This window comes from Streptomyces sp. NPDC046939, from assembly GCF_040644575.1.
Lineage (GTDB): Bacteria > Actinomycetota > Actinomycetes > Streptomycetales > Streptomycetaceae > Streptomyces.
The window spans coordinates 1-2,408 of sequence record NZ_JBEYWV010000075.1 but is presented as its reverse complement, the minus strand read 5'-3'; the positions used below and the strand labels follow the sequence as shown (position 1 = coordinate 2,408).

The 2,408-nt window shown below is 69.5% G+C and carries 2 protein-coding genes; one reads left to right on the top strand and one right to left on the bottom strand.

The annotated features are described in order from the left end of the window. Nucleotides 1-319 precede the first annotated feature (319 nt). The gene (locus ABZ877_RS39650; protein WP_361081583.1) at nucleotides 320-874 is read right to left on the bottom strand and encodes a MarR family transcriptional regulator; all 555 of its coding nucleotides are present in this window, start codon (nucleotides 872-874) and stop codon (nucleotides 320-322) included. Between the two features lie 118 nt (nucleotides 875-992). Between ABZ877_RS39650 and ABZ877_RS39645 the strand changes: the two genes are divergently transcribed. Further along, nucleotides 993-2,264 (top strand): MFS transporter, encoded by a 1,272-nt coding sequence (locus ABZ877_RS39645; protein WP_361081580.1) that lies wholly within the window; start codon nucleotides 993-995, stop codon nucleotides 2,262-2,264. The last annotated feature ends 144 nt before the right edge of the window (nucleotides 2,265-2,408 follow it).

Here is a 2,408-nt window from a genome sequence, read left to right as displayed (position 1 = left end):
GGCCTTCCTGCGGTGTTGACTCTATCAGATCCTTTCGGGGCTGATTCCCTGTCAACCGGGTTTGTCGCTCCAGCCGTTGGGCCGTTCCGACGTCCCAGACATTAGCTGATTCCCGTCCTCGTTCCTAATCGGAGCGAAGCGAAATGAATTCGGGCACGCCGAAAACAAATCCCGGAGGGAGATCGTGCTGATGTGTGGGTGCCGCTTCAGCGGCGGAAGGTGCTGTCGCAGAACCGTTACAGCTCTGCGGCAACCCGAAGAACCTTACGGATCGATCGGGGTAGTGTCAACCCCCGCACGCCGCAACGTCGCTGGGTTCTCAGTCGAGGTCGGTGAGACGGCCGCCGGCGTCCGGCTGGGTCTCCTCGACGCGGCGCAGGAGGCGGATGAGGACCTCGCCGAGCAGGCCGCGCTCGACCGGGGTCAGGTCCTGGAGGAGGTCCTCCTCGAAGACGGACGCGAGGCGCATGGCCGCCAGCCATTTCTCGCGGCCTTGCGGGGTGAGCTCCACGATGACGCGGACGCGGTTGTTCTCGTCGCGGTCGCGGGTGACCAGGCCCTCCTGGACCATGCGGTCGATGCGGTGGGTCATCGCGGCGGGGGTCAGGCCGAGCCGTCTGGCGAGCTCGCCGGGGCCCATCCGGTACGGGGAGCCGGAGAGGACGAGGGCCTTGAGGACCTCCCACTCCGTGTTGCTGATGCCGATCTCGGCGGTCTGGCGCCCGTACGCCACGTTCATCCGGCGGTTGAGTCTGCCGAGCGCCGAGACGATCGCCTCGACCTGGGGGTCGAGGTCCTGGAACTCGCGCTGGTAGGCGGCGATCTGCTCGTCGAGCGTCGGCTCGGCTGGCGGCCCGCCGGGGGTGTCGGCCATGCCCGGCAGTCTGACACAGATGTGGTTGGCGTTGAAGTCCTTCTCTGTGTATAGTTTAGCTTCTAACTTTAGCTTCGAAGTCTTGACTGCGAAAGGGCAGGTGAAAGTGACCAGGGCGATGGGCGCTGCGATGCGCCGGGTTCAGGTGGGTAGCGCGCTGAGCGCGTTCGGCATCGGCTTCACGGTTCCGTTCCTCTACGTCTATGTGGCGGAGGTCCGGGATCTTGGTGCCGGTGCGGCCGGCATCGTGCTGGCCGCCTTTGCCATGGCCGCTCTCGTCGTCCTGCCCTTCACCGGCCGCGCGATCGACCGGCGCGGACCGCTCCCCGTACTCCTCGTGGCATCGGTCGTGGCGGCCGTGGGTGCGATCGGGCTCGGGCTCGCGAGCAGTGAGCCGGCCGCCATCGGCGCCGCCGCCGTGCTGGGCGCCGGGACCGCCGTGCTGCAGCCCGCGCTCGCGACGATGATCGTGTGGTGCTCGGCGCCGGAGACGCGGACGCGCTCCTTCGCCATGCAGTTCTTCCTGCAGAACCTGGGGCTCGGCATAGGCGGCCTCATCGGTGGCCAGATCGTGGACGAGAGCCGTCCGGACAGCTTCCTGCTGCTCTTCGGCATCGAGGCCGTGATGTTCCTGGTGCTCGCCGCGATCGTGTTGACCGTGCGGATGCCGCACTCCCCGGCGTTCGGTGAGTCGATACCGAAGGACGGGGCCAAGGGTGGCCTGCGGGCGCTGCTCGGGCACCGGGCGATGGTCCAGCTGTGCGGGCTCGGCTTCGTGATGTTCTTCGCCTGCTACGGACAGTTCGAGTCCGGCCTGAGCGCGTACGGGGTCGAGGCCGCCGGTATCTCGGCGTCGACGCTCGGCATCGCCCTTGCCGCCAACACGGCGATGATCGTGGTCGCGCAGTTCGCCGTGCTGAAGTTCGTGGAGCGCCGCAAGCGCTCGCGGGTGATCGCCGCCGTGGGCCTCATCTGGGCCGTCGCGTGGGCCGCCGCCGGGTACGCGGGGCTCGGGCACGGCAGCCAGGCCATGGCGACGGCCGCGTTCATCTCCACGTACGCGCTCTTCGGGCTGGGTGAGGCGATGCTGTCGCCGACCGTGGCGCCGCTGGTCGCCGATCTCGCCCCGGCCGGGATGGTCGGCTCGTACAACTCGGCGTTCGCGCTGGTCAAGCAGCTCGCGCTCGCCGTCGGGCCCGCTGTGGGCGGGCCGATGGGGGCCTCGCTGCACGGGCCGTACATCGTGACGTTCCTGCTGTTCTCGCTCGGCATCACCGCGCTGTCCCTGCGGCTCGGCAAGCGGCTGTCCCCGATCCAGGACCAGCCGTCGCTGGCCGGGAGCCGGGTGGTGGCGCAGGGTTCCCCGGCACACGCCGCCGCAGAGGCCTGACACCGGGCGGCCCGTTCTCCCCTGTGCGATGCCGGGGGCGGACGGTCCGGCTCCCGTCTTGCATGACCGGGGGCCGGACCGTCCGCCCCCGTCCTGCATGACCGGGGCCAGACCGCCCGCCCCCGTCCTGCATGACCGGGGGCC